Here is a 25,627-nt window from a genome sequence, read left to right as displayed (position 1 = left end):
AATGTGGATTGTGGGTCAGGTTCCTGTTTTTAGAATCCGCACACAAGCTGCGTTCAGTGATTCTTCGCCTTTAATTGACGGCAATGGTTAATTTTTGTCGTGTGATTAAGGGTTCGAAACAATGACGGCTTTTTCAAAGCCGCATTGACGTCCAGAAGAAGGCATTGCGCGGCATTTTCATCTTGATTTTCAAATGGAGGCCGGTGGAATGAAGGCAGGTTCGCCAAATTACAGATACACCATATTTTTCATGGTGTTTGTTCTCGCGCTGATCAACTATGTTGACCGGGGCGCAATTTCATATGCATCTGGAGACATCATCAGGGAATACGGCCTGGACAAGGCCTCCTGGGGCGCTGTCATGGGCTATTTCGGCTATGGCTACATGTTCGGTGCCCTGTTCGGAGGCGCAATGGCGGACCGCCTCGGGCCGCGAAAGGTGTGGATCATTGCCGGGGTGGCCTGGTCGATCTTCGAGGTGGCGACGGCCTTTGCCGGCGAAATCGGCCTGATGTTCTTTGGTGGGTCCGCCTTGGCGGGATTTGCGTGCATTCGAATACTTTTCGGACTGGCCGAAGGGCCGGCGTATTCGATCATCAACAAGACCAATTCCAGTTGGACGACCCAAAGCGAGCGCGGCCTCGTGGTGAGCATCGGATTGCTTTCCACCCCGTTGGGTGCCCTGCTCACCGCGCCCATTGCCGTCGGCCTGCTGGTCTTCACCGGAAGCTGGCGCGTGATGTTGATCGTCCTGGGGGTGAGCGGGCTTCTGTTCCTCGTTTTCTTCATGCGCGTCTTCACGAGCCGCCCCGAGGAAAATCCCCGGGTGAGCGCTGAAGAACTCGCATTGATCCGTGCGGGCCGCCAGCAAGAGAACCAGCCGGGCGCATCCGTCTCGGGCAAGGAACTGCCCTGGTGGCAATTTTTCCGCAGCAGCACGCTCGTCTTCAATGCCCTGGGCTACGGCGCGTACATCTATGTCAATTTTCTGCTGCTGACATGGACGCCGAAATACCTGCAGGACCACTTCGGCTACAGCCTTTCTTCGCTGTGGTACCTGGGCATGATTCCCTGGGTGGGCGCCTGCTTCACCGTCCTGCTGGGTGGAAAGCTCTCGGATTGGCTCTACCGGCGCACGTCCAGCCTCAAGATCGCGAGAAGCTGGTTCGCCGCGGCGTCGCTCGTTTGCACGGCGCTGGTGTTCGGCTCCATTTCGATGGCCGACAGCGCGGTGGCAGTCATTGCATTGATGACGTTGGGCAATGCCCTGAATGCGCTGCCCAACGCGGTGTTCTGGGCCGTCGTCATCGACACGGTGCCGTCGTCCCGGGTCGGCACCTTCAGCGGCATCACGCATTTCCTCGCCAACAGCTGCGTGGTTCTCGCCCCGACGCTGACGGGCGTGCTGGTTGCGAAGTACGGCTACGACTCGATGTTCGTCGCGGCATCCGTTGCAGCCGCGGTGGGCGCCTTGGCCATGCTGGTCGTTCGTCCGGGCGTGATGGCCGGACCAAAGGGAGCGAGATAAATGACGCTTCCACTCATCGCCATCGGCTCCATCGGCGGGACTGTCAGCATGCAGGCGCAGGCCGCGCACAGCGGCGTCAGGCCTACCCTTTCGGTGGAGGAGTTGCTGTTGACGGTTCCCCAACTCGCAGGCGTTGCGCGCTTCAGGGCCGAGACCATCCAGCTTCTTCCCAGCGCGTCGCTGGATTTCTCGATCCTGCTCGATGTACTGAAGTGGGCGAAAACGCAAGTCGCCAGCGGCGCCGACGGCGTGGTGATCCTGCAGGGAACGGACACGCTGGAGGAGTCCTCGTTCTTCCTCGACCTGCTGTGGGACAGCGAAAAGCCGCTGGTTCTGACAGGCGCGATGCGCAACGCATCTCAGCCTGGCGCGGATGGCCCGGCCAATCTGTGGACGGCCGCGCTGGTCGCCCTGGAGCGGGAAAGTCGCCATCGGGGCGTGCTGGTCGCGTTCAACGATCAGGTCCATGAGGCCAAACGCATTCGCAAGAACAACACCCTGTCGGTTGCGGCGTTCGAGTCCCCGATTTTTGGCGCGTGCGGGGCGCTGATCGAAGACGCCATCCGCTATCACCGCCCGCCAGCTGCACGGTTGACATTTCCAGCGCCGGCCCGGGTCACACGGAAGGTCGCATTGATCGAGGCCACTCTTTCCGCCGATACCGACTTGATCGAGCACGTCGGGAATGCCGGCTACGACGGCTTGGTGATCGGGGCATTCGGAGCGGGTCACGTGTCCGTGCAGTGGGCCGATGCGCTTGCAGCGGTGGCCAGGAAGATGCCGGTCGTCGTGTCCTCCAGGACCGGCGCGGGACCGACAGCGGAGAAAACCTATGGGTACAAGGGCGGAGAAATCGATCTTGCTGCCAACGGGATGGTGATGGCCGGATTTCTCTGCCCGAGGAAATCCAGGATCTTGTTGACGCTTGTGCTGGGGGCCGGGGCAACAAGCGTTCGCGAGGTCTTTCAGAAGCTCAATGCTGCGCAGTGCTGAGGCGGGTTTTCTTGCCGCATGCGCCGGCGGAGGGTCGGCTGGCTGTCGTCGACCGCGGTGGCACAGCGGCGCGCCGCGGCCTCCTCCGCTGCGGGTCGCCCCGTTCGCGGAGGCAGGCAAGAAATCTCCGCCGGGCGTGACTTAGTGGTGTGGTGGTGAGCCCGCGCAGCGGCGTCCCTGCGGGCCCCGGCTGTAGTCTCGGCGTGCAGTTTCTGCAATTCAAAAAAGCATCAGGGAGTGAGTCATGAAGAACAAGTCATTGAACGGCTGCGTGCAGCCGTTGTGGATCGTCGCGTCCGTGTGTGTCGCGGGCCTTGCGGGCTGTGGAGGGGGTGGCGGAGGCGGTGAGGGCGGCGGCATGCCCATGCTGCCGGTCTTGCCTGCGGCGGCCCCGGCACCCGCGCCCGCGCCACCCCCCGCGCCGGCGCCCGCGCCGAACCGCGATCCGGTGCCGGGCAGCGAGCCGATGCCGTCGTTGGACGCACCCCAGCCCGGATCGACCGCGCAGACCGGCAACGACAGCGAAGGCATCTACCTCTCGCTGCTCGATGTCGCCCTTGTCGGCGCCGACGGATCGATTGCCAGCAAGGATCACATCGGCACGATGTGGGGATCGATCAAGGTCGACGGCCTCGGCTGGTCCTTCAACCCCGACACGAATTACTACTTCATCAAGGCCTCGCCCGTCACGGGCTCGGGCACCTTCGCACCCAGGAAGACGATGAGCGGCACCTACGCCTACGGAACGCGCGAGCCCTCGGCATTCGGTCCGCTGGACTACATCAAGGAAAACGCGTTGGCGGTCACGCAGGACAGCGTGGTCGGCAAGTGGGCCAACCCGGACCGCAATTTTGGCGTGGGCCTGTCGATCGACGTCGACGCCTCGGGCGCGTTCACGGGCACCACGGCCGGCGTGCAGGTCGGCAACTGCAGCATCTCGGGCACGCTCGCACAGGCGCAGCCCGGCACCTCCAAGAACATGTACGGCCTGAAGTTCACCGCGGTCGATGCCAATGCCGACGGCAAGGATGCCTGCAAGCTCACGGCCGTATTGCCCTATTCGGGGCCCGCCGCCATCGTGCTGCTGCCCGCGGGCAACTTCGACAGCAACGGCTATTTCCGCAGCATCTTCTTCATGGTGAAGACGACCACCGGTGCAACCCTGTCGGCGGCGCTGCGCAAGCAGCCGTAACGCGCAACGGCCAAGGCGCAGGGGCCCGAAGGGTTCAGCCCGGGATCTTCTCCAGGCAGTAGCCCAGCCCGCGCACCGTCGCGATGCGCACCGGGCCCTTCTCGATCTTCTTGCGCAGGCGGTGGATGTACACCTCGATGGCGTTCAGGCTCACCTCCTCGCCCCATTCGCACAGGCGGTCGACTAGCTGGTCCTTGCTCACCAGCCGGCCGGCGCGCTGCAGCAGCACCTCGAGCAGGCCGAGTTCGCGCGCCGACAGCTCGACCATCTTGCCGTCGATGGTGGCCACGCGGCCGCCCTGGTCGTACACCAGCGGGCCGTGGCGGATGGTGTTGCTGGTGGTGCCCATGCCGCGCCGCGTGAGGGCGCGCACGCGCGCCTCGAGCTCCTGCAGGCTGAAGGGCTTGGCCATGTAGTCGTCGGCGCCGTGGTCCAGGCCCTTGACGCGTTCTTCCACGCTGTCGGCCGCGGTGAGCACCAGCACCGGCAGTTGCGAGCCGCGCGCGCGCAGGCGCTTGAGGATCTCGATGCCGTGCAGGCCGGGCAGCCCGAGGTCGAGGATCAGCAGGTCGAACTCGTCATGGGTCATGAGCGCGGTGTCGGCCTGCGAACCGTTGGCCACGTGGTCGACCGCCGCGCCCGAGGTGCGCAGGCTGCGCAGCAGGGCATCGGCAAGCACCTGGTCGTCTTCGGCAATCAGAATCCGCATGAGGCACCTCCGGCCGGTTTCGGGCGCCGTGCCGGCGCCGTTCACATTTGTCTCTGCGGCGGAGTCTACGCGGCCGTATAGGCTTCCAGACCGATGGTTACCACGGTGGCGATGTCGTTGCCCACGCTGTTTCTGAACTCTCGCTCGGCCTGCGTCACCGCGCTTCGGAAGGCGTCGAGCCAGGCCAGGCCGTCGGCCGTGAACAGCACGCGCCGCGCCCGCGCGTCCAGCGGGTCGGGCCCGCGCGTGACCAGGCCCCAGGCCTCGCACTGGTCGACCAGCGCGCCCATCGCCTGCTTGGTCATGCCGGCGCGCTCGGCCAGTTCGGTCAGGCGCGAGCCCTCGCGCGCCAGGTGCCGCGTGATGTGGATGTGCGCCGCGCTCACCTGCGCGCGCGCCGCGAGGTTCGACAGCGCCAGCGGCACGTCGACATCGTGCGCCATCAGTTCGAGCACGCGCGCGTCGAAACGGCGCATGGCATGGCCGAGCAGGCGGCCCAGGTGGGTCTGGCGCCAGGCGTCGGTGTCGGGCGGAAAAGCGGCTTCGGACATGGCGCCAAATGGTAAAGCAAACTGATCAAAAAATGGGTTTACTCGAACCAATGAGCCCCTACACTACTGTTCAAGCATCCAGCCTGTGGTTAAAAGCAGATTAGATGAAACCTCACACAAACCGTTGATATTCAAGGAGATTTCCACATGGACGCAGTTGTCAAGGGCGCAAGCATCTCGGTCGCCAACAGTGAAAAGGCCAAGGCCCTGCAGGCCGCGTTGGCGCAGATCGAAAAGCAGTTCGGCAAGGGCACGATCATGCGGCTCGGCGAAGGCGAGGCGCTCGAGGACATCCAGGTGGTCTCCACCGGTTCGCTGGGCCTGGACATCGCCCTGGGCGTCGGCGGCCTGCCGCGCGGTCGCGTGATCGAAATCTACGGCCCTGAATCGTCGGGCAAGACCACGCTCACGCTGCAGGTCATCGCCTCCATGCAGAAGCAGGCCGGCACCTGCGCCTTCGTCGACGCCGAGCACGCGCTCGACGTGCAGTACGCCCAGAAGCTCGGCGTGAACCTGTCCGACCTGCTGATCAGCCAGCCCGACACCGGCGAACAGGCGCTCGAAATCGTCGACTCGCTGGTGCGCTCGGGCGCCGTGGACCTGATCGTCATCGACTCGGTCGCCGCGCTCACGCCCAAGGCCGAAATCGAAGGCGAAATGGGCGACTCGCTGCCCGGCCTGCAGGCCCGCCTGATGAGCCAGGCGCTGCGCAAGCTCACCGCCACCATCAAGAAGACCAACTGCATGGTCATCTTCATCAACCAGATCCGCATGAAGATCGGCGTGATGTTCGGTTCGCCCGAAACCACCACCGGCGGCAACGCGCTGAAGTTCTACGCCTCGGTGCGCCTGGACATCCGCCGCATCGGCACCATCAAGAAGGGCGACGAGGCCATCGGCAACGAAACCAAGGTGAAGGTGGTGAAGAACAAGGTCAGCCCTCCGTTCAAGACGGCGGAGTTCGACATCCTGTTCGGCGAGGGCATCAGCCGCGAAGGCGAGATCATCGACATGGGCGTCACCGCCAAGATCGTCGACAAGTCGGGTGCCTGGTACGCCTACAACGGCGAAAAAATCGGCCAGGGCCGCGACAACGCCCGCGAGTTCCTGCGCGAGAACCCCGAGCTGTCGCGCGAGATCGAGAACAAGGTGCGCGAGTCGCTGGGCATTCCGCTGCTGGCCGCCGACGCCGGCGCCACGCCCGAGAAGCCGCAGAAGGCCGCCAAGGCGGACAAGGCCGAGAAGGCAGACAAGGGCGAATAAGACCCCGCGCGGCTCCGCGGCCTCATGCGGGGCCGCGCGAGCAACCCCGGCATGGCATTCAACGCCCCCTCCCTCAAAGGCCGCGCCCTGCGCCTGCTGAGCCAGCGCGAGCATTCGCGTCTGGAGCTGGAGCGCAAGCTCGCAAAGCACGAAGAAGAGCCCGGCACGCTGGCCAAGGCGCTCGACGAGCTGGCCGCCAAGGACTTCATCAGCGAGCCGCGCGTGGTGGCCTCGGTGCTCCACCAGCGTGCGGCCCGTTCGGGCGCGTTGCGGGTGAGGCAGGAGCTGCAGGCCAAGGGCATCGCGCCCGAGGCCATCGCGCAGGCGGTGGCCGGCTTGCAGGAAACGGAAGTCGAACGCGCCACGGCCCTGTGGCGCCGCCGCTTCGACGCCCCGCCCGCCGATGCGAAGGCGCGAGCGAAGCAGATGCGGTTCCTGATGGCGCGCGGTTTCTCCGGCGCCGTCGTGTCCAAGGTCCTCAGGAGCGATTTCGATGAAACAGCAGACGAATGAAGACCCCGGCGCGCCCTCCCGCGTGATCACGCTGCGCGTGGCCTGCGAATGGCGCCGCGCCTACGTGCTGGCGGCCGACCCGAAGCGGCTGCCCGACTGGGCCAGCGGCCTCGCGAAGAGCGCGCTGGTGCCGCACGGCGACCACTGGATCGTGCGCACGCCCGAGAGCGGCGACGCCCGCATGCGCTTCGCGCCGCGCAACGACTTCGGCGTGCTCGACCACTGGGTCACGCCCGAAGGCGTGAGCGAGGTCTACCTGCCCTTTCGCGTGATCGGCGTCGCGCCCGACGCCTGCGAGCTGCAGTTCACGCTGCTGCGCCAGCCGCACATGGACGATGCGGCCTTCGAGCGCGATGCGCAGTGGATTGCGCGCGACCTGCTGGCGCTGCGCAATCTGCTGGAAGCCTGAGCGAGGCGGCTGGGCTTCTTCAGCCGCGCACCACGATCGGCGCGAACTTGCGCCGCGCCTTCAGCTGGTCCGCATCCCATTCGATGCCCAGGCCCGGCGTCTCCGGCGCCACCGCGTGGCCGCCTTCGATGCGCAGCCGGCTCGTCGTCAGGTCGTCGAGTTGGGGGATGTACTCCACCCAGCGCGCATTCGGCACCGCCGCGCACAGGCTCACGTGCAGCTCCATCAGAAAGTGCGGGCACATCGCGATGTTGTGCGCCTCGGCCAGGTGCGCAATCTTGAGCCACGGCGTGATGCCGCCCACGCGCGCCACGTCGGCCTGCACGATGGAGCAGGCGCCCTGCTGGATGTATTCCGCGAACTGCGAAGGGTGGTACATCGACTCGCCCACCGCAATCGGCACCGAGGTGCTCGCCAGCAGCTGCGCATGCCCGCGCACATGCTCGGCCGGCATCGGCTCCTCGAACCACGCGAGGTCGAGCGAGGCGTACTGGCGTGCGCGGCGAATGGCCTCGGCCACGGTGAAGCTCTGGTTGGCGTCCACCATCAGCTCGAAGTCCGCACCGACCGCTTCGCGCACGGCCGCGAGGCGCGCGATGTCCTGCGCGACGTGCGGCTTGCCGACCTTGATCTTCGCGCCCAGGAAGCCGTCGGCCTTTGCGGCCAGCGTCTGCTCCACCAGTTGTGCCGGCTCGATGTGCATCCAGCCGCCCTCGGTCGTGTAGACCGGCACGCGCGGCTGCGCACCGCCCGCCAGGCGCCACAGCGGCAGGCCCGCCGCGCGCGCATTGCGGTCCCACAGCGCGGTGTCGATGGCCGCCAGCGCCAGGCTGGTGATGGCGCCCACGGCGGTGGCGTGCGTGTGGAAGAACAGGTCGCGCCAGATGGCCTCGTACTGCTGCGGGTCGCGCCCGATCAGCCGCGGCACCAGGTGGTCGTGAAGCAGCGCCACGATGGACGAGCCGCCCGTGCCGATGGTGTACGTGTAGCCCGTGCCCGCGGAGCCGTCGTCGCAACGCACGGTGACCATCACGGTCTCCTGCGTCACGAAGGACTGGATGGCGTCGGTGCGCTTGACCTTGGGCGCGATGTCGATCTGCGCGATTTCGACCTGGTCGATCTTTGCCATCGTGCTCAGGCCCCGTTGCGCGTCACGTCGGCCGGCAGGTCGGCGCCATGGAACTTCTTGTAGATGGTGTTGAGCTCGCCGCTCTTGAGCTGCGCCTTCACGAACTCGTCGAGCCTGGCCTTCAGGCGCGGCTCGTTCTTGCGCATGCCGATGGCCAGGAAGTTGACCTTCATGGTGAACTTCGGCTCCATCTGCTTGGCCGGGTTCTTCTCGTTGATGGTCTTCAAGAGCGGTGGCGCGGTCGCGAAGATGTCGGCCTGCCCGCTCACCACGGCGGTGATGGAGGTGGCGTCGTCGTCGAAGCGAATCACCTGCGCGCTCGCCGGCAGCACCTTGGTCAGTTCCTGGTCGTTGGTGGTGCCGCGCGTGGCGATCACCTTCTTGCCCGCGAGGTCGGCAGGCCCCGTGATGGTCATGCTCTTGGGTGCGCCCACCACGGCCAGGATGGCGGCGTAGGGCACCGAGAAGTCGACCACCTTCTCGCGCTCGGGCGTGACCGACATGCTGGAGATGACGATGTCGGCCTTGTCGGTCTGCAGGAACGGAATGCGGTTGGCGCCGGTGGTGGGCACGATCTCGAGCTCCAGGCCCAGGCTCTTGGCCAGCAGGCGCGCGGTTTCCACGTCGGAGCCGGTGGCGTTGAGCTTCTCGTCCTTCAGGCCGTAGGGCGGCACCGCGAGGTCGATGGCGATGCGGATCTTCTTGGCGGCGGTGATGGTGTCGAGCTGGTCGGCGTGTGCCGAGGCGCCGGCAAAGGCCAGCGGCAGCGCGAGCATCAGCGCCGAGAGCAGGGCGCCGCGGCGCGGGAACGAGAAGGGGGAAGTCATCGAGAGTCTCCTGGAGTTGTCTGAAGAAGAAAAAATCAAAGCCCGGTGCCGATGAACTCGCGCAGCTCGGCCGTTTGCGGGTTGCCGAGGATGCTGGCGTCGCCCTGCTCCCACACCAGCCCCTGGTGCATGTAGATGACCTTGTCGGCCACGCCGCGCGCGAAGGCCATCTCGTGCGTCACGAGGATCATGGTCATGCCCTCCGCCGCGAGCTTCTCCATCACCTTGAGCACTTCGCCGGTGAGCTGCGGGTCGAGCGCGGAGGTGACTTCGTCGAACAGCATCAGCTTGGGCTTCATCGCGAGCGAGCGCGCAATGGCCACGCGCTGCTGCTGGCCGCCGGAGAGCTGCTCGGGGTAGGCGTCGGCCTTCTCGGCCAGGCCCACGCGCTCCAGCACTTCCATGGCGACGGCGTCGGCCTGCGAGCCGCTCATTTTCTTCACCGACTTGGGCGCGAGCGTGATGTTCTGCTTCACCGTGAGGTGCGGGAACAGGTTGTAGCTCTGGAACACGATGCCCACGTCCTGGCGCAGGTCGCGCAGGTTCAGCGCGTTGTCGTGCACCGCGTGGCCGCAGCACTGGATGGTGCCGCTGTCGATGGTCTCCAGCCGGTCGATGCAGCGCAGCGCCGTGCTCTTGCCCGAGCCGCTCTGGCCGATGATGGCCACCACCTGCCCGCGCGTGACGGAGAACGACACGCCCTTGAGCACATGCAGCTTGCCGAAGTGCTTGTGGACCTCGTTCAGTTCAACCACGGGCTGCATTGAGCTTCCTTTCAAGGGCGCGACTCCATCGCGAGAGCGGATAACAAAGAATGAAATACAGCACCACCGCGCACCCGAAATACAGGAAGGGCTGGAACGTCGAGTTGTTCAGCACCTTGGCGTTGTAGGAAAGCTCGGCATAGCCGACCACCAGCGATGCGATCGACGTGTTCTTGATGATCTGCACCAGGAAGCCCACGGTGGGCGGCGTGGCGATGCGCAGCGCCTGCGGCAGGATCACGCGGCGCATGCGCTCCCAGCGCGTGAGCGCCAGGCATTCGGCCGCCTCCCACTGGCTGCGCGGCACCGACTGGATGCAGCCGCGCCAGATCTCGCCGAGGAAGGCGCTCGCATAGATGGTGATGGCCAGCGCCGCCGCGGCAAGCGCGGGCACCGAGCCGACGCCCGCGATGTTGGGCCCGAAGAAGCACACGCCCATGAGCACCAGCAGCGGCGTGCCCTGGATGACCTGGATGTAGCCCGCGGCGGCCACGCGCACGGCCTTGATCGGCGACACGCGCGCCAGCGCCACCGCGAGGCCGATGAGCCCGCCGCCCACGAACGCGAGCGCCGAGAGCTGCACCGTGCCCCATGCGCCCATCAACAGGAAGCCGAAGTGATCGATGGGCATGAAGCTCATGGCTTGCCAACCTTCTTCACAGCGGCGTGCCCAGCTTGCGCCGGCGCGGGAAGATCAGCATGCCCAGCAGCCAGAAGCCCAGGCGCATGGCGTACGACAGCGCGAGGTACACCACCCACAGCACGATGAAGATCTCGAAGTTGCGGAAGGTGTCCGACTGGATGCGGTTGGCCACGCCGAACAGCTCTTCCGCGCCGATCGACGACATGATGCTGGAGGCCAGCATCAGCAGCACGAACTGGCTCGCGAGCGCCGGGTACACGCGCTCCACGGCGGGCCGCAATATCACGTGCCAGAACACCTGCAGCTTCGACAGCCCCAGGCACTGCGCCGCTTCGAGCTGGCCCTTGTGGATCGACTCGATGCCCGCGCGGATGATCTCGCAGCTGTATGCGCCGATGTTCACCACCAGCGCCAGCACCGCGCCCACCATGATCGGCATCGTCACGCCCGCGCTGGAGAGGCCGAAGATGAGGAAGTAGCTCTGGATCAGCAGCGGCGTGTTGCGCACCGCCTCCACGTAGCCGCCCGTGAGGTGGCGCAGCCAGCCATGGCGGCTGTTGCGGCCCAGCGCACAGGCCGTGCCGAGCGCGAAGCCCAGCACGGTGGCAATGAACGACAGCTGCACGGTGGTCCAGGCGCCGTCGAGCAGCAAGGGCCACTGCGCGAGCACGGGCGCGAAGTCGAACTGGTAGTTCAAGGATGGGGGCTCCGGAAGGCCAGCAAAAAGGCGGGGAGGGCGCGGCGCAAGACGCTCAGGCGGCGTGCGCGACGCGAGCCACTTGGGCGATAGGCAGGCACGCAGGCCCGATCGGTTCGAAGGCCTTGTAGGTCAGGATGAACTCGCGATGGCCCAGCGCCTCCGACTTGCTGGCCGCGCCGTTCGCCACGCTGCGCACCGCGTCGAAGATCTCCTGCCCCACCTCCTGCAGCGTGCCGCGCCCTTCGAGGATGCGGCCGGCGTCCACGTCCATGTCCTCGCCGAGCTGGCGGTAGGTGTCGGGGTTGGCGCAGACCTTGATGACCGGCGACACCGCCGAGCCCACCACCGAGCCGCGCCCGGTGGTGAACAGGATCAGGTGCGCGCCGCAGGCGATGAGTTCGACGATTTCCGCGTTGTCGCTGATGTTCGGAAAGCCGAAGCGCGGCTCGCCGTCGGGCACCACGTCCAGCAGGTAGAGGCCGGGTTGCGTGGGCACGTCGCCGGGCTTCACGATGCCGTTGATGGGCGAGGCGCCGCTCTTGGCGTACGCGCCCAGCGACTTCTCCTCGATGGTCGAGAGGCCGCCATCCGCATTGCCCGGCGCGAAGCTGCCGTGGCCCATGGTGCTGTAGTAGCGCGCGGCCTTGGCCACGCAGTCGACGATGGCCTGGCCCAGCTCGGGAGTGGCGGCGCGGCGCTGCATGTGGAACTCGCAGCCGATCAGCTCGCCGGTTTCCTCGAAGATGCAGCGTGCGTCCTGCGCGATCAGCAGGTCGAAGGCGCGGCCCACGGCCGGGTTGGCGGTGATGCCGCTGGTGCCGTCGGAGCCGCCGCAGATGGTGCCCACCACCAGCTCGCTCAGCTCCATGGGCACGCGCTGCTGCTGCGCGAGCTCGGCCAGCGCCCACTGCACCCATTCCGTGCCTTCGCGGATGGTGCTGCGCGTGCCGCCCTTCTGCTGGATGGTGAACGTGTGCACCGGCCGGCCCGAGGCCGCCACGGCCTGCTCGAGCTTGCGCTTGTTCATGCTCTCGCAGCCCAGCGAGATGAGCAGCGTCGCGCCCACGTTGGGGTGCGTGGCAATCGCTTCCATCATGCGTTCGGCGTACTCGTTCGGATAGCAGCCGGGGAAGCCCACGAGGTGCACTTCGGATTCACCGTCCTGCTGGCGAAAGTTGAGCGTGATCTCGCGCGCCACGTGGTGCGCGCACTCGACGAGGTAGGCCACGACCACCACGTTGCGGATGCCCTTGCGGCCGTCGGCACGCGGGAAGCCGTGGATCTGGAGCGGGTTGGGAGTGTTCATGCCGTTCATGCGAAGGTGGGGCGCCTCAGGCGTGGCCGACGAAGGTCTTTCCCTCGTCCAGCGTGTACGTGGGCGTGTAGTCGCTGTCGAGGTTGTGGGTGTGGATGTGCGCGCCGGCCTCGACCGGCGTGCGCAGGCTGCCGATGACGGCGTCGTACTTGCGCACCTGCTGTCCGGCGGCGATGGCATGGCGCGCGAGCTTGTGGCCCAGGCCGATGTCCTTGTCCAGGGCCACCGTGCCGCCTTCGAGCTGCACGGCGGTGCCGGCGGCCAGGTGGGTGCAGGCGATCAGGCAGTTGTCGGCCGGCGAGAGCAGCACCAGCCGGGCGTCGATGGCGGGCGTGGAGGATGTGTGGGGCATCCGGCGCTCAGAACTTGCGGTACTTCAGGTAGGCCTCTTGCGGGTCGGTGCCCGCGAGGATGGCCGTGCGCACGAGGTTCTCGCGGCCCATCATGTGCTCGGCCTCGGTGACGATGGCCTCGGCCTGCGCGAGCGGCAGGCAGACAACGCCATCGGTGTCGGCCAGCAGCAGGTCGCCGGGGTTCACCGTGACCTCGCCTATGCGCACCGGCACGTCCATCGCGTCGGGCAGCCAGTAGCCCACCACGTCGCGCGGCGTGAAGTAGCGGTGCCACACCTGAAAGCCCTGCTGCAGGATGAATTCGGCGTCGCGCACGCCGCCATCGGCGATCACGCCCAGCACGCCCTTGCGGCCCAGCGTCTCGGCCGAGAGCTCGCCCATGTGCGACACGGTCGAGTCGTTGGGCTGGATCACGGCGATGTGGCCGGGCTTGGCGCGCGAGAGAAAGCCGGTCCAGGCCATCAGCGTCTCGTGCGGATCGGCCGTGGGGTCGACGCGGCCGTTCACGGTGAAAGCCGGACCGCACAGCTTCTGGCCGGCGATCAGCGGGCGCAGCGTGGGCGGCAGCGTGAAGTCGCGCAGGCCGGCCGCGCGCATCACGTCGTGAAGGATGCCGGTGTAGCAGGCTTGCAGGCGAGGGAGCAGTGCGGAATCGTGAGGCATGGCGGCTTTCGTTTTCTTAGGTGAAACTACTTTTCAGAATTAAGGTTAGCAGTGGCGTGCGCGATTGCGGCTGGGGTTTGCGCCAATTCGAGGGTAATTACCAATGAATTGGCAGACACACGCGGGTTTCTGAGAGGCAGCCAGCGCGGATATGTCGCGTATATTTAATTTCATCAGTGAAATATGTATTTCACTTGTGCATCGAAACGGCCGACAACTCACTCAAGGACATTGCGCAATGACTTCACGCGTTCAGGGAAAGAACATCCTCGTCACCGCCGCCGGCAAGGGCATCGGCCGCGCCAGCGCGCTGGCGCTGGCGCGCGAAGGCGGCACGGTGTGGGCCACCGACGTGGACGAGGCGGCGCTGGCCGAGCTCGCCGCGCTGGCCCGGGAAGAAGGCCTGTCGGGCCTGAAGACCGCCACGCTCAACGTGCGCGACAGCGCCGCACTGCAGGCCTTCGCACCGACCGCGGGCCGGCTCGACGTGCTGTTCAACTGCGCCGGCTTCGTGCACAGCGGCAACATCCTGGCCTGCGAGGAGGCCGACTGGGACTTCAGCATGGACCTCAACGCGAAGTCGATGTACCGCACCATCCGCGCCTTCCTGCCGGCGATGCTGGAGCGCGGCGGCTCGATCATCAACATGGCTTCGGCCGCGTCGAGCGTGAAGGGCGTGCCGAACCGCTTCGTCTACGGCGCCTCGAAGGCGGCGGTGATCGGGCTGACCAAGGCGGTGGCGGCCGACTTCATCCAGCAGGGCGTACGCTGCAACGCCATCTGCCCGGGCACGGTCGAGTCGCCCTCGCTGCGCGACCGCATCGCGGCGCAGGCCGAGCAGGCCGGTGCCGACGAGGCCACGGTCCGCGCCGCCTTCGTGGCCCGCCAGCCGCTGGGGCGCGTCGGCAAGCCGGAAGAGATCGCGGCGCTGGTGGTCTACCTCGCGTCCGACGAGTCGGCCTTCACCACCGGCGCGGTCCATATGATCGACGGTGGATGGTCGAACTGAGCAGGGAACAATGAAGCAAGCACCAGCGCCGGAAGAACAACAGGGCCAGGACGAGGCAGCGCCTGAGGGCGAGGGCGCGCTGCGCTATGCCGCGCCGGCGCTCGAGAAGGGGCTGGACATCCTGGAGGCGCTGGCCGACAGCCCCGGGGGCTACACGCTCAACGAACTGGCGCAGAAGGTGGGGCGCAAGGTCAGCGAGATCTTCCGCATGGCCGTGACCCTGCAGCGGCGCGGCTACGTGCAGGTCGACGAGAACGACCGCTACACGCTCACGCTGCGCATGTTCGAGCTGGCGCACCGCCAGCAGCCGCTGAAAAGCCTGGTGAGCGCCGCGCTGCCGCTGCTGCGCGAGCTGGCCAACCGGGCGCGCCAGTCGTGCCACCTGACCATGTACCAGGGCGGACGCGTGGTTGTCATCGCGCAGGTCGAAAGCCCGGAGCGCTGGTCGTTCGGGCTCAAGGTGGGCGTGGTGATGGGGCTGACGGACACGTCCTCGGGGCACGTGCTGCTGGCGTTTCGCGACGAGATCGACCGCGCCCGCATGCTGCGCGCCCACATCGGCGTGGAAGGCGAACTCGACATGGACCCGGGCGAGCTGTTCGCCATTCTTCAGGAGGTGCGCGCGCGCGGCTACTCGGCCATGCCGAGCAAGCAGACGCGCGGCATCACCAACATCGCGTACCCGGTGATGGGTGCGGCCGACCACGTGATCGCGTCGATCAACGTGCCGTACATCGAGCGCATCGACCAGAAGTCGGCGCCCGACGCGGTGCAGGTGCGCGGCATCGTCGGCAACATCGCCGCGCGGCTGTCGGCGCTGATGGGGGCGAGCGGCTACAACGACAACGAGTGAGCCGCGGGCCGTGGGCGCGCGGGGTGGGCGTCACCCGGCTTCGGGCATCTCCGCGGCCGATGGCGCCTCGGTACGGCGCGCCGTGAGATCGCGCACATTCTTCTGGACCGCCACGGCGCCGAACAGGCTGAGCAGGTAGGCCATGGCGTAGAAGCCTTTTTCGCTCTGGGCCAGCGTCGAATTGAACAGGCCGACAGCCAGCAGCCCGATGGCGAGCAGCATAGAAATCCAGCACAGGCCGTAATAGATGCCCGTGACGGGCGTGCCCTCGAGCCGGTCGCGCACGCTCTTTTGCAATGACACGGCGGCAAAGAGGCCGTACATCAGGATGGTGAAGTAATAGCCTTTTTCATTGAGCTGCATCGTGGCATTCCAGAGCCCGATCAGGTAAGCGACCGCGCCTGCGAGCAGCGCGGTCCAGGACGCCGCAATGAAGGCGCCCGTGGGTTTTTGAAATGTGCGGTCCATTGAATTCCTCCCTTTGTGTTTGTGAAGGGCGATTCTGGTGGCGCGGGCCGATGGCATGATCCAACGCGTGTGTGCGATGCTGCACTTGTTCGCATTTGCTGAATTTTTCAGCGTCGATCCGTACCGATCCGCATCAATCCCAAGTGCTTTGCGGAACTGAATTAATAAATTAGTTGGAGGAGTCCCGCATGTCCACAGGTTCTACCGGTCCCGATGCCCAGCCGTCCCTTGTTCGCACCGGCGCCAAGGCCGGGCTGGCTTTTGCCGGCTCCGTCGTCAAGGGCGGTTTGCTCGGCGTGGTGTTGGGCGGGGGCGTCTTCTTTTTCTACCTGAGCCAGCTGAATGGGCCGGGCAACGTCGCGGCGCGGGCCGGCGGTGCGGGCGCCATCGTTGCGCTGATCACCACGCCGTCGGTGCTGGTGGCGTTTTTGCTGCTGTTGTTCGTGGTCGTCTACGTGATGCTGGGTGTGGCGCAAGGGCGCGCACGCGCGATGCAGCACTTGGTCGCGGCGCGCGGCGAGGCGGTGTCGCAGCGGCTGTCCGGCGCGATTGCCGCCCGCATCGAGGCGATGCCGCGCGCCCACGGCACGCTGCACCGCGCGGCAGACTGGCTGTCGGCCGATGCGCTGAGCAAGCAGCTCGCGCCCCTGCTGGGCGAGGGCAAGGCGGTGCGTTCGGTGGTGGGCTTTGTGCTCAACCGGCTGCCGCTGAGCGAAATGATGGCCGAGTGGCAGGAGAGCCGTGCCGCGCATGGCGAGCCGGTCGTTTCACCCGGCGAAGGCCCGGTGCAGGACCCGGCGCTGCGTGCGCTGCTCACGCGCCGCATCAACGAAACCCTGCAGGACATGGCGGAGCCCTCGCGCACGCCGCTGTACATCGCGCTGGGCGCGCACGCGGCGCTGCTGGGCGTGGGGCTCTGGCTCGTCAACTGAGCCAGGGGAAGCGAGGCCGGGCGCTCAGAGCGCCAGCATCAGCTTCAGGTTCTGCACCGCGGCGCCGCTGGCGCCCTTGCCCAGGTTGTCCAGGCGGGCGATGACCACGGCATGGTGGTGGTCCTCGTTCGGGAACACGCGGATCTCGAGTTCGTTGGTGTCGTTGAGCGCCTGCGGCTCTAGCTTGCCGTCTTCGGTAGGCGGCAGCACCTTCACGAACTGCTCGGGCGTGTTGCTCTTCGCGTAGTGCGCAGCCAGCGCTTCGTGCAGGTCGGCGGCCTTCGGCTTGCCGGGCAGCAGGTCGAGGTGCAGCGGCAGTTGCACCAGCATGCCCTGCTTGAAATTGCCCACCGAGGGAATGAAGACCGGGCGGCGGGTCAGGCCGGTGTAGGCCATGATTTCGGGAATGTGCTTGTGCTTCAGGCCGAGCGCGTAGGTCTCGAACAGGGGCGCCTCGCCCTTTTCGTAGGCCTCGATCATGGTCCGGCCGCCGCCCGAGTAGCCGCTCACGGAGGGCAGCGAAATCGGAAAGTCGACCGGCAGGATGCCTGCGTCGACCAGCGGGCGCACCATGGCGATGGCGCCGGTGGCATAGCAGCCGGGGTTGCCGACGCGCTCGGCCTTGGCCACGGCCTGCCAGTGGCCTTCGGCCAGTTCGGGAAAGCCGAACACCCAGCCCGGGGCGATGCGGTGGGCCGTGGAGGCGTCGATGATCTTGGGCTTGGCGCCCGGCAGCTGGTCGATGAGCGCCACCGACTCGCGCGCCGCGTCGTCGTGCAGGCACAGCACCACCAGGTCGACGCCGGCCATCAGGTCGCGCTTGGCGTTGACGTCCTTTCGCAGCTCGGGCGCGATGCTCACGAGTTCGATCTGGGGCATCGTCTGGAGCCGCTCGCGAATCTGCAGGCCGGTGGTACCGGCTTCGCCGTCGATGAAAACCTTGGCCATGGTGGAGTGCTCTGTGTTCCGGGGGGGAGGGGGTCTAGAAGAAAGTACGTATTGACCGCAACCCCACGTACAGTATTGGTGCGGCGCACCATGATACAGTCCGCGGTTGTTCGCCGCCCCCAGCCGTCAGGCTGCCGTCGCCCGCGAGCAACAGAGCAGAAACACTCTCACCCGCAGATTCCCGTTCTCAACCTCCTCCTTCCGAGAGACATCCCTCATGAAGATTCACGAGTACCAAGGCAAGGAAATCCTTGCCAAGTTCGGCGTGCCAGTGCCGCGCGGCATTCCGGCCTACACGGTCCAGGAGGCGGTCGAAGCCGCCCAGAAACTTGGAGGCCCGGTCTGGGTCATCAAGGCCCAGATTCACGCGGGTGGCCGCGGCAAGGGCGGCGGCGTCAAGGTCGCCAAGACCATCGAAGACGTCAAGAAGCTCGCCGGTGAAATCCTCGGCATGCAGCTCAAGACACACCAGACCGGCCCCGAAGGCCAGAAGGTCCGCCGCCTTTACATCGAGGACGGCGCCGACATCAACAAGGAATACTACATTTCCGCCGTGACCGACCGCGCCACCCAGAAGGTGGCCTTCATCGCTTCGAGCGAAGGCGGCATGGACATCGAGGAAGTGGCCCACTCCTCGCCCGAGAAGATCATCACGGTGTTCGCAGACCCCGAAAAGGGCCTGACCGACGAACAGGCCAAGCAGATCGCCGACGGCATCGGCATGCCGGCCGACTCGACCGCGCAAACGGTCGACATCCTGAAGAAGCTCTACACCTGCTACATGGAGACGGACGCCTCGCTGGTCGAGATCAACCCGCTCAACCGTGACAGCAAGGGCAACGTCATGGCGCTGGACGCCAAGTTCAACTTCGACAGCAACGCGCTGTTCCGCCACCCCGAAATCGTGGCCCTGCGCGACCTCGACGAAGAAGACGCGGCCGAAGTCGAAGCCTCCAAGTTCGACCTCGCCTACATCTCGCTGGACGGCAACATCGGCTGCCTGGTGAACGGTGCCGGCCTGGCCATGGCCACCATGGACACCATCAAGCTGTTCGGCGGCGAGCCGGCCAACTTCCTGGACGTGGGCGGCGGCGCCACCCCCGAGAAGGTCACCGAAGCCTTCAAGATCATGCTGAAGAACAAGAACGTGGAAGCCATCCTCGTGAACATCTTCGGCGGCATCATGAAGTGCGACACCATCGCCACCGGCGTGATCGCGGCCTGCAAGGCCGTGAACCTGCAAGTGCCGCTGGTCGTGCGCATGAAGGGCACCAACGAAGTCGAAGGCAAGAAGCTGCTGGCCGATTCGGGCCTGCCGATCATCAGCGCCGACACCATGGCGGACGCGGCCCAGAAGGTCGTGGCAGCAGTCAAGAAGGCCTAAGGAACAAGTCATGTCGATCTACATCAACAAAGACACCAAAGTCATCACCCAAGGCATCACCGGCAAGACCGGTCAGTTCCACACGGAAAAGTGCCAGGAATACGCGAACGGCAAGAACGCCTTCGTGGCGGGCGTGAACCCGAAGAAGGCCGGCGAGTCGATCTTCAACATCCCGATCTTCGGTTCGGTGAAGGAAGCCGCTTCGCAGACCGGCGCCACCGTGTCGGTGATCTACGTGCCGCCGGCAGGCGCAGCGGCCGCCATCTGGGAAGCCGTCGAGGCCGACCTGGACCTGGCGATCTGCATCACCGAAGGCATTCCTGTTCGCGACATGCTCGAAGTGCGCAACAAGATGAAGGCCAAGGAAGCGGCCGGCGGCAAGAAGACCTTGCTGCTGGGCCCGAACTGCCCCGGCCTGATCACGCCCGACGAAATCAAGATCGGCATCATGCCCGGCCACATCCACCGCAAGGGCCGCATCGGCGTGGTCTCGCGCTCGGGCACGCTGACGTACGAAGCCGTGGCTCAACTGACGGAAATCGGCCTGGGCCAATCGTCGGCAGTCGGCATCGGCGGCGACCCGATCAACGGCCTGAAGCACATCGACGTGATGAAGGCCTTCAATGACGATCCGGACACCGACGCCGTCATCATGATCGGCGAAATCGGCGGACCCGACGAGGCCGACGCCGCCCGCTGGTGCAAGGACAACATGAAGAAGCCGGTCGTCGGCTTCATCGCCGGTGTCACCGCCCCTCCCGGCAAGCGCATGGGCCACGCCGGCGCGCTGATCTCGGGCGGCGCCGACACGGCCGATGCCAAGCTCGCCATCATGGAAGAGTGCGGCTTCACCGTGACGCGCAACTTCTCCGAGCTGGCCAAGCTGCTCAAGGCACGTCTGTAAGAGACGCTCCACGACACCGGCCGCAGAGCCGGGTCATGCGAGGACCACGCAGAAACAAAAAAAGCGCCCGCACTGGATTGCGGGCGCTTTTTTCAAATAAAACACAGTGGGATCAGAGACATGGAACTCCTTCAAAGCACAGATTTCTGGATAGGTCTGCTCAAGATCGTCTGGATCAACATCATCCTGTCGGGCGACAACGCCGTGGTGATCGCCATGGCGGCGCGCTCGTTGCCGCCCGCACAGCAGAAAAAGGCCGTGATGTTCGGCTCGGGCGCGGCCGTGGTGCTGCGCATCGTGCTCACGGTGGTGGCGGCCAAGCTGCTCGCGCTGCCCTTCCTGCAGATCGTCGGCGGCCTGCTGCTGCTGTGGATCGGCACGCAGCTGCTCAGCGGCGACGACGAGGGCGAGGGCGAGTCCAAGGAATACGGCAGCATGATGGTCGCCGTGCGCACCATCCTGCTGGCCGACCTGGTGATGAGCCTGGACAACGTCATTGCCGTGGCGGCCGCCGCGCAGGGCAGCATGGTGCTGCTGGTGCTGGGCCTGGCGATCAGTATTCCCTTGGTCATTTTCGGCAGCACCCTCATGATCAAGCTCATGGAACGCTTCCCGATCATCGTCATGCTGGGTGCCGCGCTGATCGGTTGGGTCGGTGGCGAAACCATCGTGAGCGACGTGGCGCTGCGCGACACGCTCGCGGCCAATCCTTGGTTGCACTATGCGGCAGCTGCTGCCGGTGCCCTGTTCGTCGTGGCCGTCGGCCGCCTGTTGCAACGGCGTGCGCACGCCGCGGCACACTGAGTTTCTGAGAAGTCGGCACTGGCAAACCATGGCGAGTGTCGGCGTTTCCCTGTTCTCGACCCGCCCCGCGCTGACCTGGGAGTTCGCCTCCCTGACCGATGTCGGGCGGTTGCGCGCCCACAACGAAGACGCCGTCCACGTCGATTCCGCGCTCGGGCTGGCCCTGCTGGCCGACGGCATGGGCGGCTACAAGGGCGGCGAAGTGGCGAGTGCGATGGCCGTGTCGCTGATGCATGCCAGCTTCGGCCGCTGGTTCGCCCAGGCCGGCATGCAGGCGCCGGCCCGGGTGGTCCGCCGGGCGCTGCAGGCCGCCACGGACGAGGCCAATGGCTCCATCCTGCATGCCGGCACCACCAACCCCGAGCTGCAGGGCATGGGGACCACGCTGGTGCTGGCGGCCTTCCGGCCGCAGCGCGTGGTGGTCGGCCATATCGGCGATTCGCGCTGCTACCGCGTGCGCAACGACAAGCTCGAACTGCTCACGCGCGACCATTCGCTGCGCCAGCAGCAACTCGACGCCGGCGCCATCACCGCCGAGGAAGCGCTCAATTCGCCGACCCGTAACCTCGTGACCCGCGCGGTGGGCGTGGAGCCGCAGGTCATGCTGGAAATGCACGAACACAGCGCAAGACCGGGCGATCTCTATATGCTCTGCTCCGACGGACTGAGCGAGATGATTTCCGATGAGCAGCTTTTCACGCTTCTTGCGCACGATATCGGGCTTCAGAAAAAATCTTCACTTTTAGTTGCAATTGCAAACGACAATGGCGGACGGGACAATATTTCGGTTGTTCTGGCACGGGCGAGCGTCCTGGAAACGTCTCGCGCGGCCAAGTAGCAGGCCTGGACGGCACCCCACCGTCCCGCTTGCCCTCACTCAAGCTTTGCAATCGGGGAGTCGGCAATGCCGAAGATGATCATCTCTGTCGATGGCGTTGTCATCGGACAAGTGGCACTCGCCAAGGAACGCACGACGCTGGGACGACGTGCCTACAACGACATCGTGATCGACAATCTGGCGGTCAGCGGCGAGCACGCCGTGCTGCACATGAGCGATGGCGATGGTCAAGTCGAAATTGAAGATCTCAACAGTACCAACGGTACGTACGTCAATGCGCTCGCCATCCAGAAGCAGGCGCTCAAGGACAACGACGTCATCGAGGTCGGTGGCTGCCGCATCCATTTCCGGGCGCGAAGCAACCTGGCCATCGGCCCCGGTTCCGTGCGAACCACCTTGCCCGAGCACTCGGGACATTCGGGTGCCGTGCCGCTGTCGTCGGCGCCCACCGAGTCCGGCGCGCTGGTCGAGCTGGGCATTCCGGTGCTGCGGGTGCTGGCTGGTGCCAACGAAGGCCAGGACGTTGCGCTGCAGAAGGTCGTCACCACCATCGGCAAGCCCGGCGTCGCCGTGGCCGTCGTCACGCGCCGCCGGCAGGGCTACGTGGCCGCAGGCGTCGAGGGCAACGTCACGCTCAACGGGCTGCAGCTGGGCACCGAGGCGGTCGCCTTGCAGGAGCGCGACGTGCTCGAGCTCGGCGGCGCCACGCGCATGCAGTTCGTTCGCATCTGAATTTCCCCCCGTGGCCTGCCGCGGCAACGCCCGCAAGGACGGGCTGTCGTGAGCAAGTGGAGCGAACTGCGGCGCCACTGGCCGCGCATCGCCATCACGCTGTTGCCGCTGTTGCTGGCGTTGGCGCATGCCACCGGCGCCTGGCCGCTGAGCGCACTCGAACGCCTTGACCTGCTGATCTACGACGTCCGCCTGCGCGCCACCATGCCGCGCACGGCCGATCCGCGCGTGGTGATCGTCGACGTCGACGACGCCAGCCTGGCGCGCCAGGGTCAGTGGCCCTGGCCGCGCGACAAGATGGCCCGCCTCACCACCGAACTGCTGACCCGCCAGCAGGCCGCCGTGCTCGGCTTCGACGTGATGTTTCTAGAACCCGACCGCAGCTCCGGCCTCGAACGGCTGCGCGAGATGGCGAACGGGCCGTTGCAGGGCGTGCCCGGCCTGGCGTCGGAGGTCGAGCGGCTGGCGCCCTCGCTGGACCACGATGCCACCTTTGCCGGAGCCCTGAAAGGCCAGCGGGTGGCGCTCGGCTACTACTTCAACCGCACGCAGCCGTCCCGCGCCAAGGGCCAGTTGCCCGCCACGCCGCTGCTGCCGGCCGGCGCCTTTCCCGCGGGCGGCACCTACGGCACGACCTGGAACGGGTTCGGCGCCAGCCTGCCTGCGCTGGCCCAGGCCGCGCCGGCCGCCGGCTTTCTCAACATGCTGGTCGGCGCCAACGGCGACGGCGCAATCCGCAGCGTGCCGCTGCTCGCCCGCTACGAAGGCGACCAGGCGCAGCCTGGGTACTACGAATCGCTGGGGCTCGCGGTCTACCGGCTCGCCAACGGCTCGCCGGCGGTGCTGCCGGCCTTCGCGTCGGGCGCCGGCGCGGGGGCGCCCCGGCTCTCGTCGCTGCGGCTGGGCCCGTTGCGCATTCCGGTCGACCAGGGCGCCAGCATGCAGGTGCCGTTTCGCGGGCCCGGCGGCGCGAACGGCGGATCGTTTCGCTATGTGCCCGCCGCCGACGTGCTGGAAGGCAAGCTCGCATTTGGCGAGCTGAAAGACAAGATCGTGCTGCTCGGCGCCACCGCGCCGGGCCTGCAGGACCTGCGCGCCACCCCCGTGGACGCAGCGTTTCCGGGCGTCGAGGTGCATGCCAACGTCGTCTCCGGCCTGCTCGATCACCGCCTGCTGAGCGTGCCGGACTACGCGCCGGGCTACGAGGTGCTGCTGCTCCTGGCGGCGGGGCTCGTGCTGGCCTTCGGGCTGTCGCTGCTGTCGGCGTCGCGCGCCGTGCTGCTGGCCGCCGGCACCGTCGCCGCGCTGGTCGGCCTCAACCTCTGGCTCTACGTGGGCCACGGGCTCGTCCTGCCGCTGGCGTCGGCGCTGGCCATGACGGCGCTGGCGTTCGTGCTCAACATGAGCTGGGGCTACTTCGTCGAATCGCGCGCCCGGCGGGGGCTGGCCCGGCTCTTCGGCACCTACGTGCCGCCGCAACTGGTCAACGAAATGATGGCGCACCCCGACCGCTACAGCATGCGCGCCGAGAGCAAGCCCATGACCGTGCTGTTCTGCGACATGCGCGACTTCACCCGCCTGTCGGAGCAGATGGCGCCGGCCGAGCTGCAGGCCTTTCTCAACACCGTGTTCAGCCGGCTCACCGACGTCATCAGCGCGCACCGTGGCACCGTCGACAAGTATATGGGCGACTGCGTCATGGCCTTCTGGGGCGCGCCCATCGACACGCCCGACCACGCCACGCTCGCCGTGCAGGCCGCCCTGGACATGGGCGACGCCGTGCGCGACATCAACCGCATCCACCGCGACAGCGGCCGGCCGGAGATCAGCGTGGGCATCGGCATCAACAGCGGCGTGATGAGCGTGGGCGACATGGGCTCGACCGAGCGCCGCAGCTACACCGTGGTGGGCGACGCGGTCAACCTTGCGTCCCGGCTCGAGGGCCTGAGCGGGCACTACGGCGTCGAAATTGTCGCCAGCAGCGCGACCCGGGCCATGGCGCCGGGCCATCTCTGGCAGGAGCTCGACAGCGTGCGCGTCAAGGGCAAGGCCCAGGCGGTGGCCGTGTTCACGCCGCTGGTCGCACGCACCCCCGAATCCGTCGAGCACGCCCGCCGCATGCTCGAGCGCTGGAGCGACGTGCTCGCCGCCTACCGGCGCCAGGACTGGGCCCTGGGCCGAAGCCTGCTCGCCCCCTTGCTCGCCGAGGATGCCAAAAAAGTCCTTTACCAGCTCTACGCCCAGCGTTTAGCCTCGATGGCGTTGCGTCCGCAAGACCCGAACTGGGACGGCGCAACCCGGTTCGAAACCAAATGACGGCAGACACACACAAGGGGTCTCTCACAATGCAGGTTCGTGTGCTGGGTTGCTCGGGCGCCATCGCCAAAGGCTGCCGCACCACCTCGTTTCTGGTCGACACCGACCTGCTCGTCGACGCGGGCACGGGGGTCGGAGACCTCACGCTCGACGAAATGGCCGCCATCGACGACGTGGTGCTCACCCACAGCCACCTCGACCACATCGCTGCGCTGCCCCTGATGCTCGACGCCGTCGGCAGCCGCCGCGCCCAGCCGCTGCGCGTGCATGCGCTGAGGGCCACCATCGAGGCGCTGCGCACGCATGTGTTCAACAACGTCATCTGGCCGGACTTCGAGAACATTCCGAGCCAGGAAGCGCCCTTCGTGAGCTTTCATGACATTGCGGTCGGGCAGTCGCTGCACCTGGGCAGCCGCGTGCCCAAGCGCATCGAGGTGCTGCCGGCCGTGCACACCGTGCCGGCCTGCGGCTTCGCCGTGCGGCGCGCCGAAGGAGGCGCTCACTGGGTTTTCACCGGCGACACCGAGCGCAACGCGCCCTTCTGGAAGCGCGTGAACGCGCTGGACGTGGCAATGCTGGTGATCGAGACGGCCTTCAGCAGCCGCGAGCAGGCGCTGGCCGAGCGCAGCCTGCACCTGTCGCCGTCGGTGCTGGCTGACGAGCTGGCGCAGATCGATCCGGGCAAGCAGTACCCGATCTACATCACGCACACCAAGCCCGCGGAGACCGAGGAAATCATGAGCCAGATCGAAGGGCTGGCGGCCCGGCAGGTGGCGGGGCTGGCGCAGCGGGACATTCGCTGGCTGAGGGCGGATGGGGTGCTGACGTTTTGAGTTCGTTGGAGCTGAAGAGTGACAAACATGTCACCGGTTGTTGCCAGCACAGCC

28 protein-coding genes are annotated in these 25,627 nt (G+C 66.5%); 16 read left to right on the top strand and 12 right to left on the bottom strand.

Annotation, left to right across the window (positions count from 1 at the left end):
• Nucleotides 1-208: 208 nt before the first annotated feature.
• The 3 genes from AC1DJH_RS10520 to AC1DJH_RS10510 all read left to right on the top strand — a co-directional run bounded on the left by AC1DJH_RS10520 (nt 209) and on the right by AC1DJH_RS10510 (nt 3,713).
• On the top strand, nt 209-1,528 hold the full coding sequence (locus AC1DJH_RS10520) for an MFS transporter (RefSeq protein WP_478185643.1): 1,320 nt from the start codon (nt 209-211) through the stop codon (nt 1,526-1,528).
• On the top strand, nt 1,529-2,521 hold the full coding sequence (locus tag AC1DJH_RS10515) for an asparaginase (RefSeq protein WP_478185642.1): 993 nt from the start codon (nt 1,529-1,531) through the stop codon (nt 2,519-2,521). It abuts the gene before it with no gap.
• A gap of 244 nt (nt 2,522-2,765) precedes the next feature.
• Entirely contained in the window at nt 2,766-3,713 is a 948-nt protein-coding gene (locus AC1DJH_RS10510; RefSeq protein WP_472112969.1) for a hypothetical protein, read from the top strand.
• A 34-nt stretch (nt 3,714-3,747) separates the two neighbouring features.
• On the opposite strand, the gene AC1DJH_RS10505 is transcribed toward AC1DJH_RS10510, so the two are convergent.
• Nucleotides 3,748-4,422: a response regulator gene (locus AC1DJH_RS10505; protein WP_435437344.1), complete on the bottom strand. Its 675-nt coding sequence runs from the start codon at nt 4,420-4,422 to the stop codon at nt 3,748-3,750.
• A gap of 65 nt (nt 4,423-4,487) precedes the next feature.
• The gene (locus AC1DJH_RS10500) at nt 4,488-4,973 is read right to left on the bottom strand and encodes a MarR family winged helix-turn-helix transcriptional regulator (RefSeq protein WP_435486734.1); all 486 of its coding nucleotides are present in this window, start codon (nt 4,971-4,973) and stop codon (nt 4,488-4,490) included.
• A gap of 147 nt (nt 4,974-5,120) precedes the next feature.
• Here AC1DJH_RS10500 and recA point away from each other — a divergent pair, with 147 nt between their 5' ends.
• From recA to AC1DJH_RS10485, 3 genes are read left to right on the top strand one after another with little or no spacing between them, the layout of a single operon-like run.
• Entirely contained in the window at nt 5,121-6,236 is a 1,116-nt protein-coding gene (gene recA / locus AC1DJH_RS10495; protein ID WP_435437346.1) for a recombinase RecA, read from the top strand.
• Between the two features lie 51 nt (nt 6,237-6,287).
• A complete protein-coding gene (gene recX, locus AC1DJH_RS10490) occupies nt 6,288-6,749 on the top strand; it encodes a recombination regulator RecX (RefSeq protein ID WP_478185641.1) in 462 nt (153 codons plus the stop codon).
• Entirely contained in the window at nt 6,730-7,158 is a 429-nt protein-coding gene (locus tag AC1DJH_RS10485; protein WP_435486736.1) for an SRPBCC family protein, read from the top strand. Before recX ends, AC1DJH_RS10485 begins: the two co-directional genes overlap by 20 nt.
• Nucleotides 7,159-7,177: 19 nt before the next feature.
• Here the strand turns inward: AC1DJH_RS10485 and AC1DJH_RS10480 are convergent, their stop codons facing one another.
• Genes AC1DJH_RS10480 through AC1DJH_RS10445 form a run of 8 tightly spaced genes read right to left on the bottom strand, consistent with a single transcriptional unit; the run spans nt 7,178 to nt 13,552 of the window.
• Entirely contained in the window at nt 7,178-8,287 is a 1,110-nt protein-coding gene (locus AC1DJH_RS10480; protein ID WP_478185640.1) for a mandelate racemase/muconate lactonizing enzyme family protein, read from the bottom strand.
• 5 nt (nt 8,288-8,292) lie between these two features.
• A complete protein-coding gene (locus AC1DJH_RS10475) occupies nt 8,293-9,114 on the bottom strand; it encodes a transporter substrate-binding domain-containing protein (protein WP_478185639.1) in 822 nt (273 codons plus the stop codon).
• Nucleotides 9,115-9,149: 35 nt separating this feature from the next.
• Complete coding sequence (locus AC1DJH_RS10470) at nt 9,150-9,878, bottom strand: amino acid ABC transporter ATP-binding protein (RefSeq protein ID WP_472112958.1); 729 nt, start codon at nt 9,876-9,878, stop codon at nt 9,150-9,152.
• Nucleotides 9,862-10,518 (bottom strand): amino acid ABC transporter permease, encoded by a 657-nt coding sequence (locus AC1DJH_RS10465; protein ID WP_478185638.1) that lies wholly within the window; start codon nt 10,516-10,518, stop codon nt 9,862-9,864. The genes AC1DJH_RS10470 and AC1DJH_RS10465 overlap by 17 nt, the downstream gene beginning before the upstream one ends.
• A gap of 16 nt (nt 10,519-10,534) precedes the next feature.
• Nucleotides 10,535-11,218, bottom strand: a complete 684-nt coding sequence (locus AC1DJH_RS10460; protein WP_435486740.1) for an amino acid ABC transporter permease — start codon at nt 11,216-11,218, stop codon at nt 10,535-10,537.
• Nucleotides 11,219-11,273: 55 nt separating this feature from the next.
• Entirely contained in the window at nt 11,274-12,527 is a 1,254-nt protein-coding gene (locus AC1DJH_RS10455) for a UxaA family hydrolase (protein WP_478185637.1), read from the bottom strand.
• Nucleotides 12,528-12,552: 25 nt separating this feature from the next.
• Nucleotides 12,553-12,888 carry a UxaA family hydrolase gene (locus AC1DJH_RS10450; RefSeq protein WP_472112953.1) on the bottom strand — a complete coding sequence of 112 codons (336 nt, stop codon included), beginning with the start codon at nt 12,886-12,888 and terminating at the stop codon, nt 12,553-12,555.
• Nucleotides 12,889-12,895: 7 nt separating this feature from the next.
• Nucleotides 12,896-13,552, bottom strand: coding sequence for an RraA family protein (locus AC1DJH_RS10445; protein ID WP_478185636.1), 657 nt, complete (start codon nt 13,550-13,552; stop codon nt 12,896-12,898).
• Between the two features lie 238 nt (nt 13,553-13,790).
• On the opposite strand from AC1DJH_RS10445, the gene AC1DJH_RS10440 reads away from it, so the two are divergent.
• The gene (locus tag AC1DJH_RS10440) at nt 13,791-14,561 is read left to right on the top strand and encodes an SDR family oxidoreductase (protein WP_478185635.1); all 771 of its coding nucleotides are present in this window, start codon (nt 13,791-13,793) and stop codon (nt 14,559-14,561) included.
• 10 nt (nt 14,562-14,571) lie between these two features.
• Nucleotides 14,572-15,414: an IclR family transcriptional regulator gene (locus AC1DJH_RS10435; protein ID WP_472112944.1), complete on the top strand. Its 843-nt coding sequence runs from the start codon at nt 14,572-14,574 to the stop codon at nt 15,412-15,414.
• A gap of 30 nt (nt 15,415-15,444) precedes the next feature.
• Here AC1DJH_RS10435 and yiaA read toward each other — a convergent pair whose 3' ends face one another.
• Nucleotides 15,445-15,882, bottom strand: coding sequence for an inner membrane protein YiaA (yiaA, locus tag AC1DJH_RS10430; RefSeq protein WP_478185634.1), 438 nt, complete (start codon nt 15,880-15,882; stop codon nt 15,445-15,447).
• A gap of 188 nt (nt 15,883-16,070) precedes the next feature.
• Between yiaA and AC1DJH_RS10425 the strand changes: the two genes are divergently transcribed.
• Nucleotides 16,071-16,814: a hypothetical protein gene (locus AC1DJH_RS10425; RefSeq protein WP_478185633.1), complete on the top strand. Its 744-nt coding sequence runs from the start codon at nt 16,071-16,073 to the stop codon at nt 16,812-16,814.
• A gap of 24 nt (nt 16,815-16,838) precedes the next feature.
• Here the strand turns inward: AC1DJH_RS10425 and argC are convergent, their stop codons facing one another.
• Entirely contained in the window at nt 16,839-17,762 is a 924-nt protein-coding gene (gene argC, locus AC1DJH_RS10420; protein WP_478185632.1) for an N-acetyl-gamma-glutamyl-phosphate reductase, read from the bottom strand.
• A gap of 217 nt (nt 17,763-17,979) precedes the next feature.
• On the opposite strand from argC, the gene sucC reads away from it, so the two are divergent.
• The 7 genes from sucC (at nt 17,980) to AC1DJH_RS10385 (ending at nt 25,573) form a co-directional block, all read left to right on the top strand.
• Nucleotides 17,980-19,146 carry an ADP-forming succinate--CoA ligase subunit beta gene (sucC, locus tag AC1DJH_RS10415; RefSeq protein ID WP_472112936.1) on the top strand — a complete coding sequence of 389 codons (1,167 nt, stop codon included), beginning with the start codon at nt 17,980-17,982 and terminating at the stop codon, nt 19,144-19,146.
• A 10-nt stretch (nt 19,147-19,156) separates the two neighbouring features.
• The gene (sucD, locus tag AC1DJH_RS10410; RefSeq protein ID WP_435437361.1) at nt 19,157-20,050 is read left to right on the top strand and encodes a succinate--CoA ligase subunit alpha; all 894 of its coding nucleotides are present in this window, start codon (nt 19,157-19,159) and stop codon (nt 20,048-20,050) included.
• Between the two features lie 120 nt (nt 20,051-20,170).
• On the top strand, nt 20,171-20,854 hold the full coding sequence (locus AC1DJH_RS10405; RefSeq protein WP_116910421.1) for a TerC family protein: 684 nt from the start codon (nt 20,171-20,173) through the stop codon (nt 20,852-20,854).
• Between the two features lie 28 nt (nt 20,855-20,882).
• A complete protein-coding gene (locus tag AC1DJH_RS10400; protein WP_478185631.1) occupies nt 20,883-21,692 on the top strand; it encodes a Stp1/IreP family PP2C-type Ser/Thr phosphatase in 810 nt (269 codons plus the stop codon).
• Nucleotides 21,693-21,758: 66 nt separating this feature from the next.
• Complete coding sequence (locus tag AC1DJH_RS10395; RefSeq protein ID WP_435486751.1) at nt 21,759-22,424, top strand: FHA domain-containing protein; 666 nt, start codon at nt 21,759-21,761, stop codon at nt 22,422-22,424.
• 48 nt (nt 22,425-22,472) lie between these two features.
• Nucleotides 22,473-24,740 (top strand): CHASE2 domain-containing protein, encoded by a 2,268-nt coding sequence (locus AC1DJH_RS10390; protein ID WP_478185630.1) that lies wholly within the window; start codon nt 22,473-22,475, stop codon nt 24,738-24,740.
• Between the two features lie 29 nt (nt 24,741-24,769).
• On the top strand, nt 24,770-25,573 hold the full coding sequence (locus AC1DJH_RS10385) for a 3',5'-cyclic-nucleotide phosphodiesterase (protein ID WP_478185629.1): 804 nt from the start codon (nt 24,770-24,772) through the stop codon (nt 25,571-25,573).
• Nucleotides 25,574-25,627 lie beyond the last annotated feature (54 nt).

The sequence above is a fragment of the Variovorax sp. 10N412 genome (assembly GCF_056394985.1).
Note: the sequence above shows the minus strand (reverse complement) of the source record. Positions and strands in the feature narration are given on the sequence as shown.